The sequence below is a fragment of the Candidatus Arcticimaribacter forsetii genome (genome assembly GCF_910589745.1).
Lineage (GTDB): Bacteria > Bacteroidota > Bacteroidia > Flavobacteriales > Flavobacteriaceae > Arcticimaribacter > Arcticimaribacter forsetii.
Genome location: NZ_OU342399.1, coordinates 1,852,213 through 1,870,535, shown reverse-complemented (window position 1 = coordinate 1,870,535; position 18,323 = coordinate 1,852,213). Strand labels below are relative to the sequence as shown.

15 protein-coding genes are annotated in these 18,323 nt (G+C 34.8%); 7 read left to right on the top strand and 8 right to left on the bottom strand.

Annotated elements, in window-relative coordinates:
• Positions 1–13 precede the first annotated feature (13 nt).
• Positions 14–2,245 carry a TonB-dependent receptor gene (locus NG655_RS08575; RefSeq protein ID WP_252158900.1) on the top strand — a complete coding sequence of 744 codons (2,232 nt, stop codon included), beginning with the start codon at positions 14–16 and terminating at the stop codon, positions 2,243–2,245.
• 5 nt (positions 2,246–2,250) lie between these two features.
• Positions 2,251–2,598: a heavy-metal-associated domain-containing protein gene (locus NG655_RS08570; RefSeq protein WP_252158899.1), complete on the top strand. Its 348-nt coding sequence runs from the start codon at positions 2,251–2,253 to the stop codon at positions 2,596–2,598.
• Positions 2,599–2,663: 65 nt separating this feature from the next.
• On the opposite strand, the gene groL is transcribed toward NG655_RS08570, so the two are convergent.
• The 8 genes from groL to NG655_RS08530 form a co-directional block, all read right to left on the bottom strand.
• Positions 2,664–4,301 carry a chaperonin GroEL gene (gene groL / locus NG655_RS08565; protein WP_252158898.1) on the bottom strand — a complete coding sequence of 546 codons (1,638 nt, stop codon included), beginning with the start codon at positions 4,299–4,301 and terminating at the stop codon, positions 2,664–2,666.
• Between the two features lie 18 nt (positions 4,302–4,319).
• Positions 4,320–4,598: a co-chaperone GroES gene (locus NG655_RS08560; RefSeq protein ID WP_252158897.1), complete on the bottom strand. Its 279-nt coding sequence runs from the start codon at positions 4,596–4,598 to the stop codon at positions 4,320–4,322.
• A 132-nt stretch (positions 4,599–4,730) separates the two neighbouring features.
• A complete protein-coding gene (gene secG / locus NG655_RS08555; protein WP_252158896.1) occupies positions 4,731–5,087 on the bottom strand; it encodes a preprotein translocase subunit SecG in 357 nt (118 codons plus the stop codon).
• Between the two features lie 9 nt (positions 5,088–5,096).
• On the bottom strand, positions 5,097–5,843 hold the full coding sequence (locus tag NG655_RS08550) for a hypothetical protein (RefSeq protein WP_252158895.1): 747 nt from the start codon (positions 5,841–5,843) through the stop codon (positions 5,097–5,099).
• 1 nt (position 5,844) lies between these two features.
• The gene (locus NG655_RS08545) at positions 5,845–6,378 is read right to left on the bottom strand and encodes an LptE family protein (protein WP_252158894.1); all 534 of its coding nucleotides are present in this window, start codon (positions 6,376–6,378) and stop codon (positions 5,845–5,847) included.
• Positions 6,362–7,627: a sigma-54 interaction domain-containing protein gene (locus NG655_RS08540; RefSeq protein WP_252158893.1), complete on the bottom strand. Its 1,266-nt coding sequence runs from the start codon at positions 7,625–7,627 to the stop codon at positions 6,362–6,364. Before NG655_RS08540 ends, NG655_RS08545 begins: the two co-directional genes overlap by 17 nt.
• Before the next feature lie 2 nt (positions 7,628–7,629).
• Positions 7,630–9,042, bottom strand: coding sequence for a tRNA (N6-isopentenyl adenosine(37)-C2)-methylthiotransferase MiaB (gene miaB, locus NG655_RS08535; protein ID WP_252159110.1), 1,413 nt, complete (start codon positions 9,040–9,042; stop codon positions 7,630–7,632).
• 358 nt (positions 9,043–9,400) lie between these two features.
• Positions 9,401–10,609, bottom strand: coding sequence for an acyl-CoA dehydrogenase family protein (locus tag NG655_RS08530; RefSeq protein WP_252158892.1), 1,209 nt, complete (start codon positions 10,607–10,609; stop codon positions 9,401–9,403).
• A gap of 305 nt (positions 10,610–10,914) precedes the next feature.
• Between NG655_RS08530 and topA the strand changes: the two genes are divergently transcribed.
• The 5 genes from topA to porM all read left to right on the top strand — a co-directional run bounded on the left by topA (position 10,915) and on the right by porM (position 18,315).
• Positions 10,915–13,434 (top strand): type I DNA topoisomerase, encoded by a 2,520-nt coding sequence (topA, locus tag NG655_RS08525; RefSeq protein ID WP_252158891.1) that lies wholly within the window; start codon positions 10,915–10,917, stop codon positions 13,432–13,434.
• On the top strand, positions 13,434–14,582 hold the full coding sequence (locus NG655_RS08520) for a formimidoylglutamase (RefSeq protein ID WP_252158890.1): 1,149 nt from the start codon (positions 13,434–13,436) through the stop codon (positions 14,580–14,582). Before topA ends, NG655_RS08520 begins: the two co-directional genes overlap by 1 nt.
• Positions 14,583–14,662: 80 nt before the next feature.
• Positions 14,663–16,033 carry a T9SS ring complex lipoprotein PorK/GldK gene (gene porK / locus NG655_RS08515; protein ID WP_252158889.1) on the top strand — a complete coding sequence of 457 codons (1,371 nt, stop codon included), beginning with the start codon at positions 14,663–14,665 and terminating at the stop codon, positions 16,031–16,033.
• Between the two features lie 45 nt (positions 16,034–16,078).
• Positions 16,079–16,729, top strand: a complete 651-nt coding sequence (gene porL / locus NG655_RS08510) for a type IX secretion system motor protein PorL/GldL (protein ID WP_252158888.1) — start codon at positions 16,079–16,081, stop codon at positions 16,727–16,729.
• Between the two features lie 5 nt (positions 16,730–16,734).
• Positions 16,735–18,315: a type IX secretion system motor protein PorM/GldM gene (gene porM / locus NG655_RS08505; RefSeq protein ID WP_252158887.1), complete on the top strand. Its 1,581-nt coding sequence runs from the start codon at positions 16,735–16,737 to the stop codon at positions 18,313–18,315.
• Positions 18,316–18,323: the final 8 nt, after the last annotated feature.

Sequence of the window (18,323 nt, the reverse complement as noted above, 5' to 3'; positions counted from 1 at the left end):
TTTATTTTATTAAATGAAATATACATACATATTATTATTTTTTATGGGTTGGTCTGCATCCGCACAGCAACTTCTAAATGGTCAGATAAAAATCGAAGAATCTGGTATTGAAATGCCAATTGGTGGAGCTAATTTAATTTGGCTTGACACTACAGTTGGAGCAATAACTAATGAACAAGGCGAATTCGAAATTCCTATGAATTCAAATTCGAATCAATTAATAATCAGTTATATTGGCTTTAAGACCGATACTCTGAAGATATCAACTGCAAAAAAACTAATACACACCTTACTTCCAAATACAGAGGATGTGTTAGATGAAGTTACTATAACTCAAAGAAGAAAAGCGATTCAGAAATCGTATTTGGAAGCTCAGAATGTCATTCTTGTTTCAAGTGAAGAGTTGCTAAAAGCAGCCTGCTGTAATCTTTCTGAAAGTTTTGAAACAAACCCCTCCGTTGATGTCAATTTTGCTGATGCATTAACCGGGACAAAGCAAATTAAAATGTTGGGACTATCAAGCCCTTACCTCTTAATTTCTGAGGAAAATATACCGATGGTACGGGGAGCTTCTCAGATTTATGGTTTAACTTTTACACCAGGAACTTGGATCCAAAGTATCCAGATTACTAAGGGTGCAGGTAGTGTTGTTAATGGTTTTGAAAGCATCGCGGGTCAGATTAATACAGAAATCCAAAAACCCTCAGCAGATGCTCCAATTTTCGTGAATGCTTATGTATCCTTAAACGGAAGAAAAGAGCTTAACACTCATTTTAACACAAAGTTTAATGAAAAATGGAGTGGTGGATCTTACGTACATGTTAATCAACGAACTCAAAAATTTGATGCTAATGGAGACTCTTTTTTAGATGTTCCTATATCAAAGCAAATTAATGTTCTCAATAGATGGCAATATACAGATGCCACAAAAGGTTGGGTAGGTTTTGCAAGTCTTCGTTTCTTAGATGATGAAAAACAGACCGGATCTATGAGCTTTGACCCTTTGATACACAAAGGAAGCAGAGATTTTTGGGGAAGTGAAATAGCTACTCAACGAATGGATGCGTCCTTAAAAGTAGGTTATGTTTTTCCTGAAACTCCTTATCAGAGTTTTGGGTTTCAATCAGCCTATAGCAACCATGACCAAGAATCTTATTTTGGATTAAGAGCTTATGATATTGAGCATAAGAGTTTTTTTACTAATTTATTATTCAATTCAATTATTTCGAATACTAAGAATAAATTTAAAACGGGGATTAATTTTTCATATGACAGCTATAACGAGCAAGTAGATTTAGTTAATTATGAAAGAAGAGATGAAGTAATAGGAGCATTTTTTGAATACAGTTACGATAGTTTAGATAAGTTAAATTTAACCGCTGGAATTCGTGTAGATTCTCATAATAGACTCGGTTTTTTTGTAACTCCAAGAATTCATGTCCGATACAATCCTTGGGAACGTTCTGTTCTTAGAGCATCTGTTGGAAGTGGAAGGAAAGTAGCTAATATTTTTGCTGAAAACCAAAAATTATTTGGAACAAATAGATTAATTCAAGTGTCAGATAATGGAGGTTCTGTTTATGGATTAAGACCAGAAAGAGCTTGGAATTATGGAGTTAGTTTTAGACAAGGCTTCACGCTTTTTGAAAACCAAGGAGATGTAACAGTCGACTTTTATAGAACTCAGTTTGAAGATCAGGTAGTTGTTGACTGGGAACAAGCGAGTCACATTCGTTTTTATAATTTGGAGGGTTCTAGTTATGCAAACAGTTTTCAGTTAGAAGTAGATTATGTTCCTTTTAAGAATACTTCTTTGCGTTTAGCTTATAAAAATTATGAAGTTAAAACAACTTATGGAACTCAAACACTTCAAAAACCATTACAACCAAAAGAACGCTTTTTTGCCAACTTTGAGTATCGATTTGAAAATGAAGAAAATGGATCGCAATGGAAAGCAGATTGGACCTATCATTTTGTTGGAGCACAGCGACTTCCGTCTAATAGCAGAGATGGATCTGGATTTTATTCGAATAGCTATGGTCTACTAAATATGCAATTGACCCGTGTTTTTTCAAATAAATTTGAATTATATTTGGGTGGTGAAAACTTAGGGAATTTTAAACAGTTAAACCCAATTATAGGATCTGAAAATCCGTTTGGAACAACTTTTGATTCTTCCCTGGTTTATGCTCCTGTTTTTGGGAAAATGTTTTATGCAGGGCTTCGTTTTAAATTAAATAATTAATGATTATGAAAAAAATAATAATATTACTGATTGCACTTGCTCCACTAGTAAGTTTCACTCAAAAGAAAAAGAAAGATATTCAAAAAACAAGTTTTGAAGTGGCAGGAGTCTGTGGAATGTGTAAAAGTCGAATTGAGAAAAAAGCGTTCAGTATTAAAGGAGTTAAGTTAGCAACTTGGGACATCCCTTCGCATCAGTTTTCGGTTATTTATGATGCATCAAAAGTTAGTTTAGAAAAAATTCATGAAGGAATAGCTGATTCAGGTCACGACACTAAATTAGCAACAGCAAAAGATGAAACATATAACAATCTTCCGATGTGTTGTTTGTATGATCGGATTGTGAAAGAATAATTAAATTTCAATCAATAAAAAAAGCGACCATTTGGTCGCTTTTTTTTATGAAAAATAAAATGATATTACATCATTCCCGGCATACCGCCACCCATTGGAGGCATACCTCCTCCAGCTGGGGCATCTTCTTTAATATCAAGAAGAGCACATTCAGTTGTAAGAATCATTCCAGAAACAGAAGCAGCATTTTCAAGGGCAACTCGTGTTACTTTTTTAGGGTCAATAATTCCTTCTTTAAGCATGTCAACATAGGTTCCGTTTTTGGCGTTGTAACCAAAGTTTTGATCTCCTTCGAGAACTTTAGATACTACTACAGAGCCTTCACCACCAGAATTTTCAACAATAATTCTTAGAGGAGCTTCAACAGCTTTCTTTATAATTTGAATACCTGTTTCTTCATCAGCATTATCGCTTTTGATTCCTTCAAGGGCCTTTTTTGCATTTAATAAAGCAACACCACCTCCGGCAACAATTCCTTCTTCTACAGCAGCTCTTGTAGCGTGAAGAGCATCGTCTACACGGTCTTTTTTCTCTTTCATTTCAATTTCAGAAGGAGCACCAACATAAAGAACAGCAACTCCACCCGAAAGTTTAGCTAGACGTTCTTGAAGTTTTTCTTTGTCATAATCTGAGGTTGAGTTTTCGATTTGAGATTTTATCTGTCCTACACGCCCTTCAATTGCTTCTGCTGAACCAGATCCATTTACAACAGTTGTATTGTCTTTATCAATGGTAACTTTCTCTGCAGTACCAAGCATCTCAAGTGTAGTGTTTTCTAAGGTATAACCGCGTTCTTCCGAAATTACAGTTCCACCTGTAAGGATTGCAATATCTTCTAGCATTGCTTTTCTACGATCTCCAAATCCTGGTGCTTTAACAGCAGCAATTTTTAGTGCCCCACGAAGTTTGTTAACTACAAGAGTAGCTAATGCTTCACCGTCAACATCTTCTGCAATAATTACTAAAGGTTTGCCGGTTTGAGCTACAGGTTCTAATACAGGTAAAAGATCTTTCATTGCTGAAATCTTTTTATCATATAATAAAATGTAAGGACTCTCTAAGTCTGCTTCCATTTTTTCTGAGTCGGTAACAAAATATGGAGAAAGGTATCCTCTGTCGAATTGCATACCTTCTACAACATCAACATAAGTCTCAGTTCCTTTTGCTTCTTCAACAGTAATTACTCCTTCTTTCCCTACCTTTTCAAAAGCTTCTGTAATTAATCCTCCGATGGTACTGTCGTTGTTAGCAGAAATGCTAGCAACTTGATTTATTTTTTCAGAAGAACCACCAACTTCAGTAGCAATATTGTCTAATTCTACAACAATAGAATTAACAGCCTTGTCAATACCACGTTTAAGATCTAGCGGGTTTGCGCCAGCAGCAACATTTTTAAGTCCTTCTTTTACTATTGCTTGAGCCAAAATTGTAGCAGTAGTAGTTCCATCACCAGCTAAATCGTTGGTTTTGGAAGCAACTTCTTTTACCATTTGTGCTCCCATATTTTCTAAAGAATCTTCTAACTCAATTTCTTTAGCAACACTAACACCATCTTTAGTTACTTGCGGTGCACCAAAAGCTTTTCCAATGATTACGTTACGACCTTTTGGTCCGAGTGTAACTTTTACGGCGTTTGCTAGAGCATCTACGCCTCTTTTTATGCCATCTCTAGCATCGATGTCAAAAACTATTTTTTTAGCCATTTTAATATGATTTTTAGATTAAACAATTGCAAGAATGTCATTTTCTTTCATGATCAAGAAATCTTTTCCGTCATGTTGAAGCTCAGTTCCTGCATACTTACCGTAAAGAACAGTATCTCCAACTGATAAGGTAACCGGGTTTTCTTTGGTTCCAGGGCCTACAGCAACTACAATTCCTTTTTGAGGTTTTTCTTTTGCTGTGTCTGGAATGTATAAACCGGAAGAGGTTTTGGTTTCTGCAGCAGCAGGTTCAATTAGAACGCGGTCTGCAAGAGGTTTAATATTAATTGTACTCATATGAATTGATTTTATGTTAAATAATTTCAAATACTAAATTTCATAAATTATGCCATTTAGATATATGGCATAAATAGCAAAAAAAAATGCCAGCTTGTCAGTAAGCTGGCATTTTTTAAAAGGTATTATTGTCTATTCTTCAATAGCTGGATCTTCAATAGGTGTTTCTGGAATTACTTCTGGAATTACCTCTGTTGAAATCTCTTCTAATGTGTTTGAATCAAGTAATTTTGATTCATCATTAATGTTATTTTTAACCCCTGGTAGGCTGAAATTCGATAGTAAAATGAGGACTAACAATAGTGTTGCTAATACCCAGGTACTTCTGTCTAAGAAATCACCAGTTTTTTGAACTCCTCCTATTTGTTGAGCTCCACCTCCGAAAGATGAAGAAAGACCTCCTCCTTTTGGATTTTGAACCATTACTACTAGTATAAGAAGTAAACACACGACTAATATCAGTGTGATGAAAATTGAAAATGTACTCATTAGATTATGTTATTTTTGTTGTAAATCTTTAATAGCTTTGATTTGGTCTGCAAAGAAACTGTTTTTTTCTGGATATTTCAAACTTAATATCTTGTATGCGAGTAAAGCTTTCTTAAACTTCCCTTGTTTGACATAAACTTTTGCCAAAGTTTCGGTCATTAATTCTTCTTTATTAAACTTGGTTTCTTTTGCTAAATTATCTTTTCCGGTTGCAGAAGATACAGGCGGTATTTTAGGATTGTTTTTAAGAAAAGTGTCAATCAGTTCAAATTTATCCTCCAAAGGACTCTTCGTTTCAGTTGCTTCAAATGCGGATTGCTTGTTGTTCTTTGTCCATTCAATCCAATCTAAAAAAGTTAGATTTATAGGTACTGTTTTTTCTTCCGCTTGAAACTCTCGAATAGTTTCTGTTATTTCGAATGGTTCGGAATCTGGAATTGTATTCAGAGTAGATTCTTCCAATTTAGGAACTTCTTTTGGTTCTTCTACCGTTATGCTTTTTTCTTGAACTGGTGTTTTGAACTCATTATAGAGCCAATTGTAAAGGGTGTTTCTTTGTGGGGTTATTACAGCTGTTTTTTTGAGAATTAGATCAAAATTAAATTTTTCCTGCTCTTTTAATGACTTTAAGTACAATGCGTATGCTGCTTGAAAATAAGGGTAACGATACGTTATTTTCTCTAGAGATAGGCGTTGCTGCTCGTCTAAAGGATTGTAGTTCTCAGAAAGGGAAGAAAATTCTTTGAGATTCATCATACTACCATTTTGCTAAAGATGCGTTAAAAATATCTTGAGTAATACGATCAAAAATGTCATTGTGAGCGATATCTTTTATGTCATAAAGTTGTTGTTCAGCAGGAAAATCATAAAAGAATGAAAAACGTTTTTCGTAATTATCTTCTTCATTTTTAACATTGAAATAACGAACATTAATTGTAATCGTAAGCCTATTCTGAGCAGCAGTATTTTGAGCAGTAGCAGACATTGGAGTTATTGCGTATTCTACAATTTCACCTTCAAATACTAGGTCGCCATTGCTGCTGGCTAAGTTCAAGTTAGTTTGATTAATTAAAATATCCTGAAGCGCCAAAGTGAAATCCTGATCTAATCCTGGCTCAACGATAGATCCCGGTCTATTTCCGGCATTATTTTCAAAAAAATTCACTTGGAATGTTTCTGTTCCAGCAGGAATAGAAGCACCTGTGAAAGAGTATATGCCACATGCCTGAAGAGTTAACAAGCTAATCAATAGCGTAAGAAAGGAACTGTGTTTTTTAATCTTCTGAGCCATCATTTAAATCATATTGTTTAATTTTTCGATATAATGTTCTTTCGGAAATACCCAGTTCTTCGGCTGCTAATTTACGTTTTCCCTTACTTCTTTCTAGCGCAGTTTTAATCATTTCAATTTCTTTTTGAAGAAGAGATAAAGGTTCTTCTTCAACAATTGTCTCAGCATAATCATAGGATTCCTCTGCATCCATTTTATTTTCTTGATATTGACTTTCTACAGGGAGTGCATTAAGTGGCTGAAGGTTGCTGTCATTAGAACTTTCGCCATATATTTTTTTAATTAGGCTTTGATTTTTTTCTTGTACATCTTCCGATGTTTCTTGTTTCATTAGTTCTAATGTAAGCTTTTTAAGGTCATTTAAATCATTTTTCATATCAAAAAGTACCTTATAAAGTATTTCTCGTTCAGAAGCAAAATCACCTGATTCTTTTTCTTTGGGACTTATTGCAGGTAACTGACTTCCCATATCTGGAAGGTACGAACGTAAAATTTGTGGGTTTAGCTCACGTTCTTTTTCGAGTACAGAAATTTGCTCTGCTACATTTCTTAATTGTCGAATGTTACCGTTCCAGTTATATTGGGCAAGAATTTGTTGAGCATCTTCGTTTAGACGTAGGGTTGGCATGTGATATTTTTGCGCAAAATCGGAAGCAAATTTTCTAAATAACAATGGAATATCCTCTTTTCGATCTCTTAAAGGAGGTAAGTTAATTTCTACAGTACTCAGTCTGTAATATAAATCTTCTCTAAATTTTCCTTTTTGAATTGCGTCGCGCATTTGAACATTTGTTGCTGCGACAATTCGGACATTCGTTTTTTGAGTTTTCGAAGAGCCAACTTTTAAAAACTCACCAGTTTCTAAAACTCTAAGAAGACGAACTTGAGTTGCTAAAGGAAGTTCTCCTACTTCATCAAGAAAAATAGTACCACCATCGGCAACTTCAAAATACCCACTTCTGGTTGTAGTAGCTCCTGTAAAGGCTCCTTTTTCATGACCAAAAAGTTCACTGTCAATTGTTCCTTCAGGGATAGCACCACAGTTCACGGCAATGTATTTTGCGTGTTTTCTATGAGAATATTGATGTATTATTTTAGGGATATTTTCTTTTCCTACTCCGCTTTCTCCGGTTACTAAAACAGAAATATCTGTTACAGCTACGCGTAAAGCTTTCTCTAGCGATCGGTTCAATATCGAATTCATTCCAATGATACCAAAGCGCTGTTTTATAGCCTGAATTGATTCCATTATTATATAGTTTTCGAAATTCCCAAGGGAATCCCAATTAAAGTTGCAGAAGTACAATCATTGATTTTTACATCAACAAAATCTCCTGGTTTATAATTCTCTTTAGGAAAAACAACAACTGTATTTTGAGAAGTTCTTCCGCTCCATTGTTCTTTCGATTTTTTTGATTCACGTTCTATTAGTACACATACAGTTTGCTCTTTGTAGCTTGAGGTTCTATAACGACTATGCACTCTTTGTTTTTCTATGATCTCTTGCAATCGTCTTATTTTGACATCCTCACTTATGTCATCTTCAAATTTCCTTTCTGCCATGGTGCCTGGGCGTTCAGAATAAGAAAACATAAATCCAAAATGATATTTTACGTAATCCATTAAACTTAGCGTATCCTGATGATCTTCTTCAGTTTCGGTAGGAAATCCTGCGATTAGATCTTGTGAAATAGCACAGTCCGGGATTATTTTCTTGATGTTATCAATAAGTTCAAAGTATTCCTGACGCGTATGTAATCGATTCATTTTCTTTAAAATTCGATTGCTTCCAGATTGTACAGGCAAATGGATATGATTACATATATTATCAAACTTAGCCATTGTGTGAATTACATCGAGGGTTAAGTCTTGCGGGTTTGAGGTAGAAAAACGGATTCGCATTCCAGGGTGTTGCTTGGCAACAAGCGAAAGTAATTGAGCGAAATCTAAAGCAGTTTTTTGCTGTAAATCAGTAGCTTTATTAAAATCCTTTTTTAAACCGCCTCCATACCACAAATAACTGTCTACATTTTGTCCCAAAAGTGTAATTTCTTTAAACCCATTAGCAGCTAAATCATCAACCTCTTCTAAAATACTTTTTGGATCACGACTTCTTTCTCTTCCTCTTGTGAAAGGGACAACACAAAAAGTACACATATTATCACATCCACGTGTTATTGACACAAAAGCACTGATTCCGTTAGATTGGAGGCGAACAGGAGCAACATCCCCATAAGTTTCATCTTTAGAAAGGATGACATTAACTGCATTTCGACCGCTTTCAATCTCTTGAAGTAAGTTTGGTAAATCCTTGTAAGCGTCTGGTCCAACTACCATATCAACTATCTTTTCTTCCTCCAGAAATTTTTCTTTTAATCGTTCTGCCATGCATCCTAAAACTCCAACTTTCATTTTTGGATTGACACGTTTAATAGCGTTGAATTTTTCAAGACGTTTTCGAACTGTTTGCTCTGCTTTGTCTCGAATAGAACAGGTGTTGATTAAAACCAGATCTGCCTCTTTCATTTCTGCTGTAGTTTGAAAGCCTTCATTAGATAATATAGAAGCTACAACTTCACTATCAGCAAAATTCATACTACATCCATAAGATTCTATGTAGACCTGCTTTGAATTTTTTATTCTTGAATTTTGATCATCAAGTATTTCTCCATTGTACTGGTTTGGGTTCTTATCGGAGGTAACAGACAATCCTTTTTTTTCCTTTATGTTTTTTGTTTTGGTTTTCAATATTTTAATTTTTAGAGATCTATTTTGGGGTATCTCAATTTTGGATCACTACTGAATAGAAAGTAGTTGTTTTAATTACAATGCAAAAATAGGGATATTTTTCATAACAAGACAAAATGTCATGAAATCTAACTTGAATTTCTTTAAAATTTTAATTCCAAATATGGTTTGACCGATTTCTTCTAAATTTGATTGAATTATTAAAGTAAGAAAAAGAATAAAATCCAAACTTTTTTCTTCAGTCGAAAGTCGTTACAACAAATTATTCTGTTAATTAAGATTCGTACTCTTTAGCTAAATTTCTACCCAATTGAAACATATGTACTTCATCGGGTCCATCAGCTAGGCGAACGGTTCTGGCATACACATAAAATTTTGCAAGAGGGGTGTCTTGGCTTACACCCATTCCACCATGAATTTGGATGGCTCTATCAATAACAGTACATGCCATTTGAGGGACAGTTATTTTAATCATTGCAATTAAATTTTTAGCTTCTTTAGCTCCAAATCGATCAATTTTATCTGCTGCTGCAAGGGTCAATAGTCTCGCTTGTTGAATTTCACATTCTGATTTTGCTATTTCTTGACGAATACTACTAAACTTGATTAGGTTTCTTCCGAATGCAGTTCGTTGGTTCGATCGAATACACATAAGATCCAAAGCTCTTTGTGCTGCTCCAATTAACCTCATGCAATGATGTATTCTACCCGGACCCAATCTTCCTTGTGCAATCTCAAAACCCCTTCCCTCACCAAGAAGTATGTTGCTTACAGGTACTCGAACATTGATTAATTCTATTTCGGCGTGTCCTTCAGGCGAATCAACGTTACCAAAGACTTCCATAGGTCTAAGTATTTTAATTCCAGGTGTATTTGCTGGAACTAAAATCATACTTTGTTGTTGGTGTTTTGGAGCTGAAAAGTCTGTTTTACCCATTATAATGTATACCTTACAATGTGGGTTCATTGCTCCAGAAGACCACCATTTCCTTCCGTTAATGACATATTCGTCTCCATCTCTTTCTATGGATGTTTCGATGTTGGTTGCATCTGAAGAAGCAACAGCAGGTTCAGTCATTAAAAATGCAGACCTTATTTCTCCATTCATTAAAGGTTTAAGCCACTTTTCTTTTTGTTCTTCTGTTCCGTATTTAGCAATGGTTTCCATGTTGCCTGTATCTGGTGCAGAGCAGTTAAATACTTCTGAAGCATAAGCTAAACTTCCCATCTTTTCTGCTAATGGTGCATATTCAAGATTAGAAAGACCAGGGCTTAAATTTCCATAGCCTTTAGGTAAGAAAAGATTCCATAACCCTTCTGATTTAGCTAATTTTTTCCAATGTTCCATTTCTGGATAATTTTCCCAAAGATTATTTTTGCAAAACTCGTTGACCTTATTTTCATGAGGGAAAAGATGTTTTTTCATGAACTGGTCGACTCTTTCAATTAGATCTGTTGTTTCTTGGGTGTATTCAAAATTCATAATTAGCTGTTAGTACGTTTAAATTAAATAATGTTGTTAATCAATTGAGATCGTATGAAATGGTGATTCAGTTTTAAAGCGACTTTCTTGTAATAAGAATTAAATATAGATAAATTATTTATCTTAAATCATTTAAAGAAAAGAGCTTCTCTGAACTTTAACAAACCATAAATTTCCTATACTTTTTTTGATCACATAGAGCGTTGTAGCTGAGGTCTTTTTTTAGTGATTATGAATTTTAGTTTGTCTATAAGTTTGAGACCTAAGAAAAAACGAATTACTTTTGTCAGCAGAATTGTACAAATATGGCAAAGAATTTAGTAATTGTTGAATCACCGGCTAAGGCTAAAACTATCGAAAAGTTTCTTGGGAAAGATTATAAAGTAGCCTCTAGTTTTGGGCATATTGCTGACCTACCCTCAAAAGAGTTAGGAGTTGATGTAGATGGAGATTTTTCTCCAAAGTATATCGTTTCTGATGATAAAAAGAAAATTGTATCTGAATTGAAGTCGCTAGCCAAAAAAGCAGAGATGGTTTGGTTGGCAAGTGATGAGGATCGAGAGGGAGAGGCAATTGCTTGGCATTTAGCTCAAACTTTGAAATTAAATGACAGCAATACAAAAAGGATTGTTTTTCATGAAATTACAAAAAACGCCATTTTAAAGGCAATCGAAAATCCACGTGAAATTGATTATAATCTAGTAAACGCGCAACAAGCTCGAAGAGTTTTAGATCGTTTAGTTGGGTATGAATTATCACCAGTTCTTTGGAGAAAAGTTAAAGGTGGTCTTTCGGCAGGTAGAGTTCAATCGGTTTCTGTTCGCCTAATTGTAGAGCGTGAACGCGAGATTAAAGAATTTTCTGCAAAATCTATGTATAAAACGCAAGCCGCGTTTTTAACTTCAGGGGGAAAGGAGATTAAAACACAGTTGAATACAACTTTTGATCAACCAGATGAAGTTCAAGATTTTTTATTAGAAAATGTGGGTGCTAAGTTTTCCATTGCTTCTAAAGAAACTAAACCTGCCAAAAAAAGCCCTACAGCTCCTTTTACAACATCAACATTACAACAAGAAGCCTCACGAAAATTATTTTTTTCTGTAAGTAAGACCATGACTATGGCACAGCGACTTTATGAAGCGGGATTAATCACTTACATGAGAACAGATAGTGTAAATCTTTCAAAGGAAGCTCAAACTGCTGCATTATCTACAATTGAAGCTAACTATGGAAAAGAATACGCTCAAGCACGTACCTTTAAAAGCAAAAGTAAAGGAGCGCAAGAAGCACACGAAGCAATTCGTCCTACAGATTTAACTCTTTCTAAAATTGAAGGTGATTACGATCAAATTAGATTGTATGAGTTAATATGGAAAAGAACAGTAGCTTCACAGATGAGTGACGCTCAACTTGAACGAACTCAATTAAAAATAGACGCTTCTACTCACAGTCAACTTTTTACAGCAAAAGGAGAAGTAATTAAGTTTGAAGGTTTTCTTAAAGTGTATTTAGAAGGAACTGATGATGATGAAGAAGAGGCAGAAGGAATGTTACCTAATGTAAATATAGGAGATGCGGTTAATTTAAAATCACTCGTTTCCACTCAGCGATTTTCTCGCCCTCCATACCGATATTCAGAAGCTGCCCTTGTAAAGAAGCTTGAAGAATTAGGAATTGGTCGTCCTTCAACTTATGCTCCTACAATTTCAACCGTTCAGAATAGAGGCTATGTTGCTAAAGGAGCAGTAGAAGGCTCTGAGCGTAACTATCATCAGCTTTCATTGAATAATGATGAAGTTGAGGTTAAACTTCTAACAGAAACGGTTGGTTCAGATAAAGGTAAATTAGTTCCTACTGATATAGGGATGATTGTAAACGATTTCCTTGTTAATAATTTTAAAAGTATTCTCGATTATAGTTTTACTGCTCAAGTAGAAAAAGACTTTGATGAAATTGCAGAAGGAAATGAAGATTGGATAAAAATGATCAAAGGGTTTTATGGTGATTTCCATAAAACTGTAGATTTTGTCCAAGAAAATGCAGAGCGCGAATCCGGAGAACGTAGTCTGGGTGTTGATCCAAAATCTGGAAGAGAATTAAAAGTTCGTTTGGGGAAATTTGGTCCAATAGCACAAATCGGAAATTCTGATGATGAAGAAAAACCAGTTTATGCTAGTTTGACGGCAGAACAACAATTAGATACGATTACGTTCGAAGCTGCCCTTGAATTATTTCAATTACCTAAAAGTTTAGGAGAATATGAAGAACAAGAAGTTACTGTAAACAATGGAAGGTTTGGTCCTTATGTAAAATTTGGTGATCTATTTGTTTCATTACCTAAAGGAATGAATCCAATGGAAGTCGATCAGGATTTTGCAATAGAACTTATTGAGGAAAAAAAGAAAGCCGACGCTCCAATTTATACTTATAAAGAATTACCCGTTACTAAGGGAACAGGTCGTTTTGGTCCTTTTATTAAATGGAGTGGAATGTTCATCAATGTAAATAAAAAGTATGATTTTGATAATTTAAGTACAGGAGATATTGAGACTTTGATTGATGAAAAAATCCAAAAAGAAATTGATAAGGTTATTCATGATTGGAAAGACGAGGGTATTCGTGTGGAGAAAGCACGTTGGGGTCGATCTAATATTATAAAGGGTAAAATTAAAATTGAACTATCTAAGGATATTGACCCAACTAAAATAACTCTAGAAGAGGCTAAAAAAAGAATTGAGGCTAAGAAACCCACTAAAAAGAAAACAAAAGCCAAAGCCAAACCAAAATCGAAAGCAAAGCCTAAAGCTACTTCAAAGAAAAAGTAATGAGCTTAAATTTTTTTAACCCAATTGATGAAACTGTTTTTGGAGTATCCGTTTTACTTCCCAAACAAGTTTTGGGTAAAAAAATAAAAGCACACACTAAAAGCCAAGGTTTTCCCGATTTAAAAAATGTGAGTATTGCTATTTTTGGGGTGAACGAAAATAGAAATGGTTTTTTTGCATCAACTTCATACGAGATTAATGAATTTCGTAGAAATTTATATCAACTTTACCCAGGAAATTGGGCAATAGAAATAGCTGATCTAGGCGATTTGCCTATTGGTGAAACTCCAGAAGACAGTTATTTTGCAATAAAAGAAGCTTGTCTTGAGTTGCAGCAAATGAGTATAATTCCAATAATTATAGGAGGAACACAGGATCTAACAATTGCAGCTTATCAAGTTTTTCAGCAAAACAAAAAGTTGGTCAATATGGTTTCGATCGACAGTCGTTTCGATTTTTCACAAGATGAAGAGTTGATTTCAGGAAAATCTTATATGAGTAAGATTATTATGGATTCTCCTAGTTATTTAATGAATTATACCAATATCGGTTACCAATCCTATTTGATTGCCCAAGAAGAATTAGATTTAATGGAAAAACTTTTTTTTGATTCCATTCGTCTGGGAACGGTATTGGATAATAGTCAAATTACAGAACCGATTTTTAGAGAAGCAGACATAGCAAGTTTTGACATGAAATGTTTAAGAAGTTCTGCGGACGGAACTTATTTAAACGGGTCACCAAACGGAATAGACAGTAGAACAATTTGTGCACTGGCTAGATATGCTGGAATTAGTGATAGGTTGAGTTTAGCTGGTTTTTTTGATCTTCCAAACAATACTCTTTTTCATAAATTATTTGCACAAATAATCTGGTATTTTATAGAAGGAGTTAATTGCAGATTTGGAGAATATCCTGTAAACACAAACAACAATTTTAAACGTTACACCGTTCAAATGTCAGATCGTGAAATGATATTTCATCAAAGTGAAAAAAGCGGAAGATGGTGGTTAGAAATTGAAAATGAAAATTATTTAGATAATAAATCAAAAAGTAACACGTTATTATCTTGCACGCACAAAGATTATCTTGATGCTTGTAACGATGTTTTACCAGATAGATGGTGGAAAGCCACCAAAAGAGTGTAGAGAAATCAATCTTTTTTTTTATCTTGACGCGGTAAACTATATTGATTAAATTGTAATGCCCTAGAAGAGCGAAATCTTTTATGAAAAAAATATTTGTTTTAGTTGCCTCAGTACTACTCCTTACAGGTTGTGGTAACAAAAGAGGGGAATTAGTTGGAGTAAAGCAGAAGAAGTGGTTTCCTGAAAAACCTTATGGTATGACTCTTGTAGAGGGTGGTGCGTATATTATGGGAAAGGCAGATGACGACATGGCACAACTCCAAAATGCTCAGGCGAAAACCGTGACAGTTCGTTCTTTTTACATGGATGAAACTGAAATAACCAACAGCGAATACAGACAGTTTGTTTATTGGGTAAGAGATTCTATCGCTCTTAATATGCTTGCAAGAAAAGCAGATGAAAATAAAGAAGAAGGAGTTACTGATGGGATTGCTGCTTACGCATTTGCAGATGCTGACACTTCTGATCTTACAGAATTTCAAAAATACATGAAGCTTAATTACTATGACCTAAGTGAAGATTTATACGCTGGTCGTCGATTAAATTGGGACGAAGAAATTGAATGGAGTACGGAAGATTATATGGATCAGGCTTACGTTGAGGTAATGGACAGCTTGTACCTTCCGCCGGAAGTTTGGTATAACGGTGAAATGAAATTAGACGTTAATAAATTAAAATATAGATATACTTGGTTTGATGCTGAGAAAGCCTCTTTAGATAGAAAGCGTAATCCAAACCTAAGAGGAAGATCTGATTATATTCATGAAGAAAAAAATCTTGAAATTTATCCAGACACAACAGTTTGGATTAAAGATTTTAATTACTCTTACAACGAGCCCATGCACAACGATTATTTCTCACACCCTGCTTATCAGGATTATCCAGTGGTTGGAGTTTCTTGGAAACAAGCAGTTGCTTTTTGTGTTTGGAGAACTAGTTACAAAAACTCATATCAAAAACAGAATGGTAAACCCTTAGTAAATTACTTTAGATTACCAACTGAGGCGGAATGGGAATATGCTGCAAGGGGTGGAATTCCTTCCGGTATTTATCCTTGGGGTTCCCCATACTTACTAAATGACAGAGGGTGTTTCTTAGCAAACTTTAAACCCCTTCGTGGAGATTATTCTTCTGACCAAGCAATGTATACAGTAGAAGCAAAGTCATATTTAGCAAATGATTATAACTTGTACAATATGGCTGGTAATGTAGCGGAGTGGACTGGTTCCTCCTATGATCCAGGAGCGTATGAATACGTGTCTTCTTTGAATCCAAATTTCTCTTCTGCAAAAGAAACGAGAAAAGTAGTTCGCGGTGGTTCTTGGAAAGATGTTGCTTATTTCTTGAGAGTTAGTTCAAGAGACTACGAGTATTCTGATACCGCAAGAAGCTATATTGGATTCAGAACTGTTCAAGACTATTTAGGATCGGAAAAAGTAAAAATTAAATAAAATATTATCTTTAAACTAAGCTTATAACTAAACTAATTTATTAAAATGGACGCAAAACAATTAAAAGGAAGGTTAAGAAGAAAAATTATTATGCACATGCTATTCCAAATTGGAGGAGCAGTAGTAATCGTTGGAGCATTATTTAAAATTCTTCACTTAGAGATAGGACCAATAACAGGAGGTGTTGTATTAGGTTTAGGATTAGGAACTGAAGCAATTATTTTCTTAGTAGGAGGATTAATGTTAGATGATGCACGAGAAGAGCATGCAGCATATGTTGAACACTTAGAAGAAAAAACAGGTCATGCTCCAAAATCATCAGGATCTGAAGAAGGATTATCAGGTAAAATCGATGCAATTCTTCAAGAAGCTAAATTAGATGTAAACCTAGTAGGTGGATTAACAAAAAGTATCAAAAGCTTAGAGGCTTCAGCAGCGGCTTTAACACCTGCTGTAGATGCAGTTTCTACTTCTAATAATTACTCTGAGCAAATGTCTAAGGCTGCAAGTCAACTAGAAGAATTAAATCAATTATACAGTGCTCAAGTTGCAGATGCAGGTTCACAAACCTCAAACAACGCACAATTAACAGAGAACGCTAAGCAGCTACAAGCTCAAATGGAAGCAATGTCTGCAAACTTAGCATCACTTAACCAAGTTTATGGCGGAATGCTTTCTGCAATGAATAAAAATTAAGAAACATGGCTGGAGCAAATGAAACCCCGCGTAATAAACTTATTGCGCTGATGTACCTAGTGTTCATTACCATGTTGGCATTGAACGTTAGTAAGGAAGTATTGGATGGATTTGGACAAATGTTCAAAAAAATTCAAAGTGCTAATGAGCGCGTAAATACTGGAAACGAGATATACTACAATAAAATTTCTACTAATTCTGAGGAAAAAGAAGGAAAGTGGATTGGTCACGACCGAACTGCAAAAGAGATTCGAAAAGAGTCTACGGCATTTTATAATCGTATTCAGGAGATTAAGAATACCATCACTGCAGATCGTTTAGTAGATGATCCTAACCTGGAGAAGTATTCTGAAATGGATAAAGGAGAAAAATTAGATTTAATTTTCTTCGATGCAAGCGGAGTATCGCCAGAAGGTAAAGAATTCATTGATTTAATGAATAATTACAAGATGAGAGTTATTCAAGTTTTTGCGAGTCAGTATCCACAATATACTGAGTTAGTAGAAGAACGTTTCTATTCAGGTGATTTTAACAACAACATCAAAAATAAAGATGGAGTTGATGTACCTTGGTTAGTAGCAAATTATGAAGGTTTTCCATTAATTTCTTCTCTTGCTAAGCTTACAATGATGCAAAACGACATTCGTCTTACCGAAAGTGATGTTTTAAACGCATTATTAGGAAAAGAGTTAGAAGCAGGTAGTAGAGTTAACAAAGACAATTATATCTCTTTCCTTAAAACAGAAAAAGGAGCTTATTATCAAGGAGAAACTTTTGATGGTAGTGTTATCCTTGGAAGAAAAGGTGGAGCGCAAAACCCAAATGAGGTTAGTTTAACTCTAGATGGAAATAAACTTACAGATGATCAGTATGAACTTATTCCGGGAGGAATTAAGTTAAATGTTAAAGCAGGTCGTCCTGGTGATCATGTTATAGAAGGAGATCTAATTTTCTTGAATAATGGTATTGAATCTAGGATTGAAGTTAATCAGTCTTTTCCAGTAATTGCTAAGCCTAATTCTCCTCTAATTCGTGCCGACAAGATGAATGTTGTCTATAGAGGTGTAGAAAACCCGATGACAATTTCTATTCCGGGTATTCAACCAAATAAAGTAAAAGCATCTGCGCCTGGACTAAGAAGAGTTAAAGGAAGCAAATATGTAATTGATCCGGGTAAGGGAAGAACGGTTAAGTTTGTAGTTAGTGGTACGTTACCAGATGGTAAGAAAATATCTACTTCTGAAGTATTTAGAATTAAAGATGTTCCTGCACCTGCTGGATTAGTAGCTGGTGAGTCAGGTAACTTTAAAATTTCTAAAAACGACCTTACAAATGCAACTATAGGAGCTGACCTTGTTGATTTTGATTTCCCGATTAACTTAAAAGTTAAGAACTTCAAATTTAAAGTTCCAGGTTCTGCAACTGTAAACGTTCAAGGGAATAAGTTAAACTCGAAAGCAAAGTCTGCATTAAGAAGAGCTAAGAAAGGAATGCAAGTTACCGTTTATGGTATTGAAGTAGAAAACCCTAAGAATCCTAAATATAAATTTAAGGAAACATCAACAGTAATTTGTACAATAATATAACGACGTTA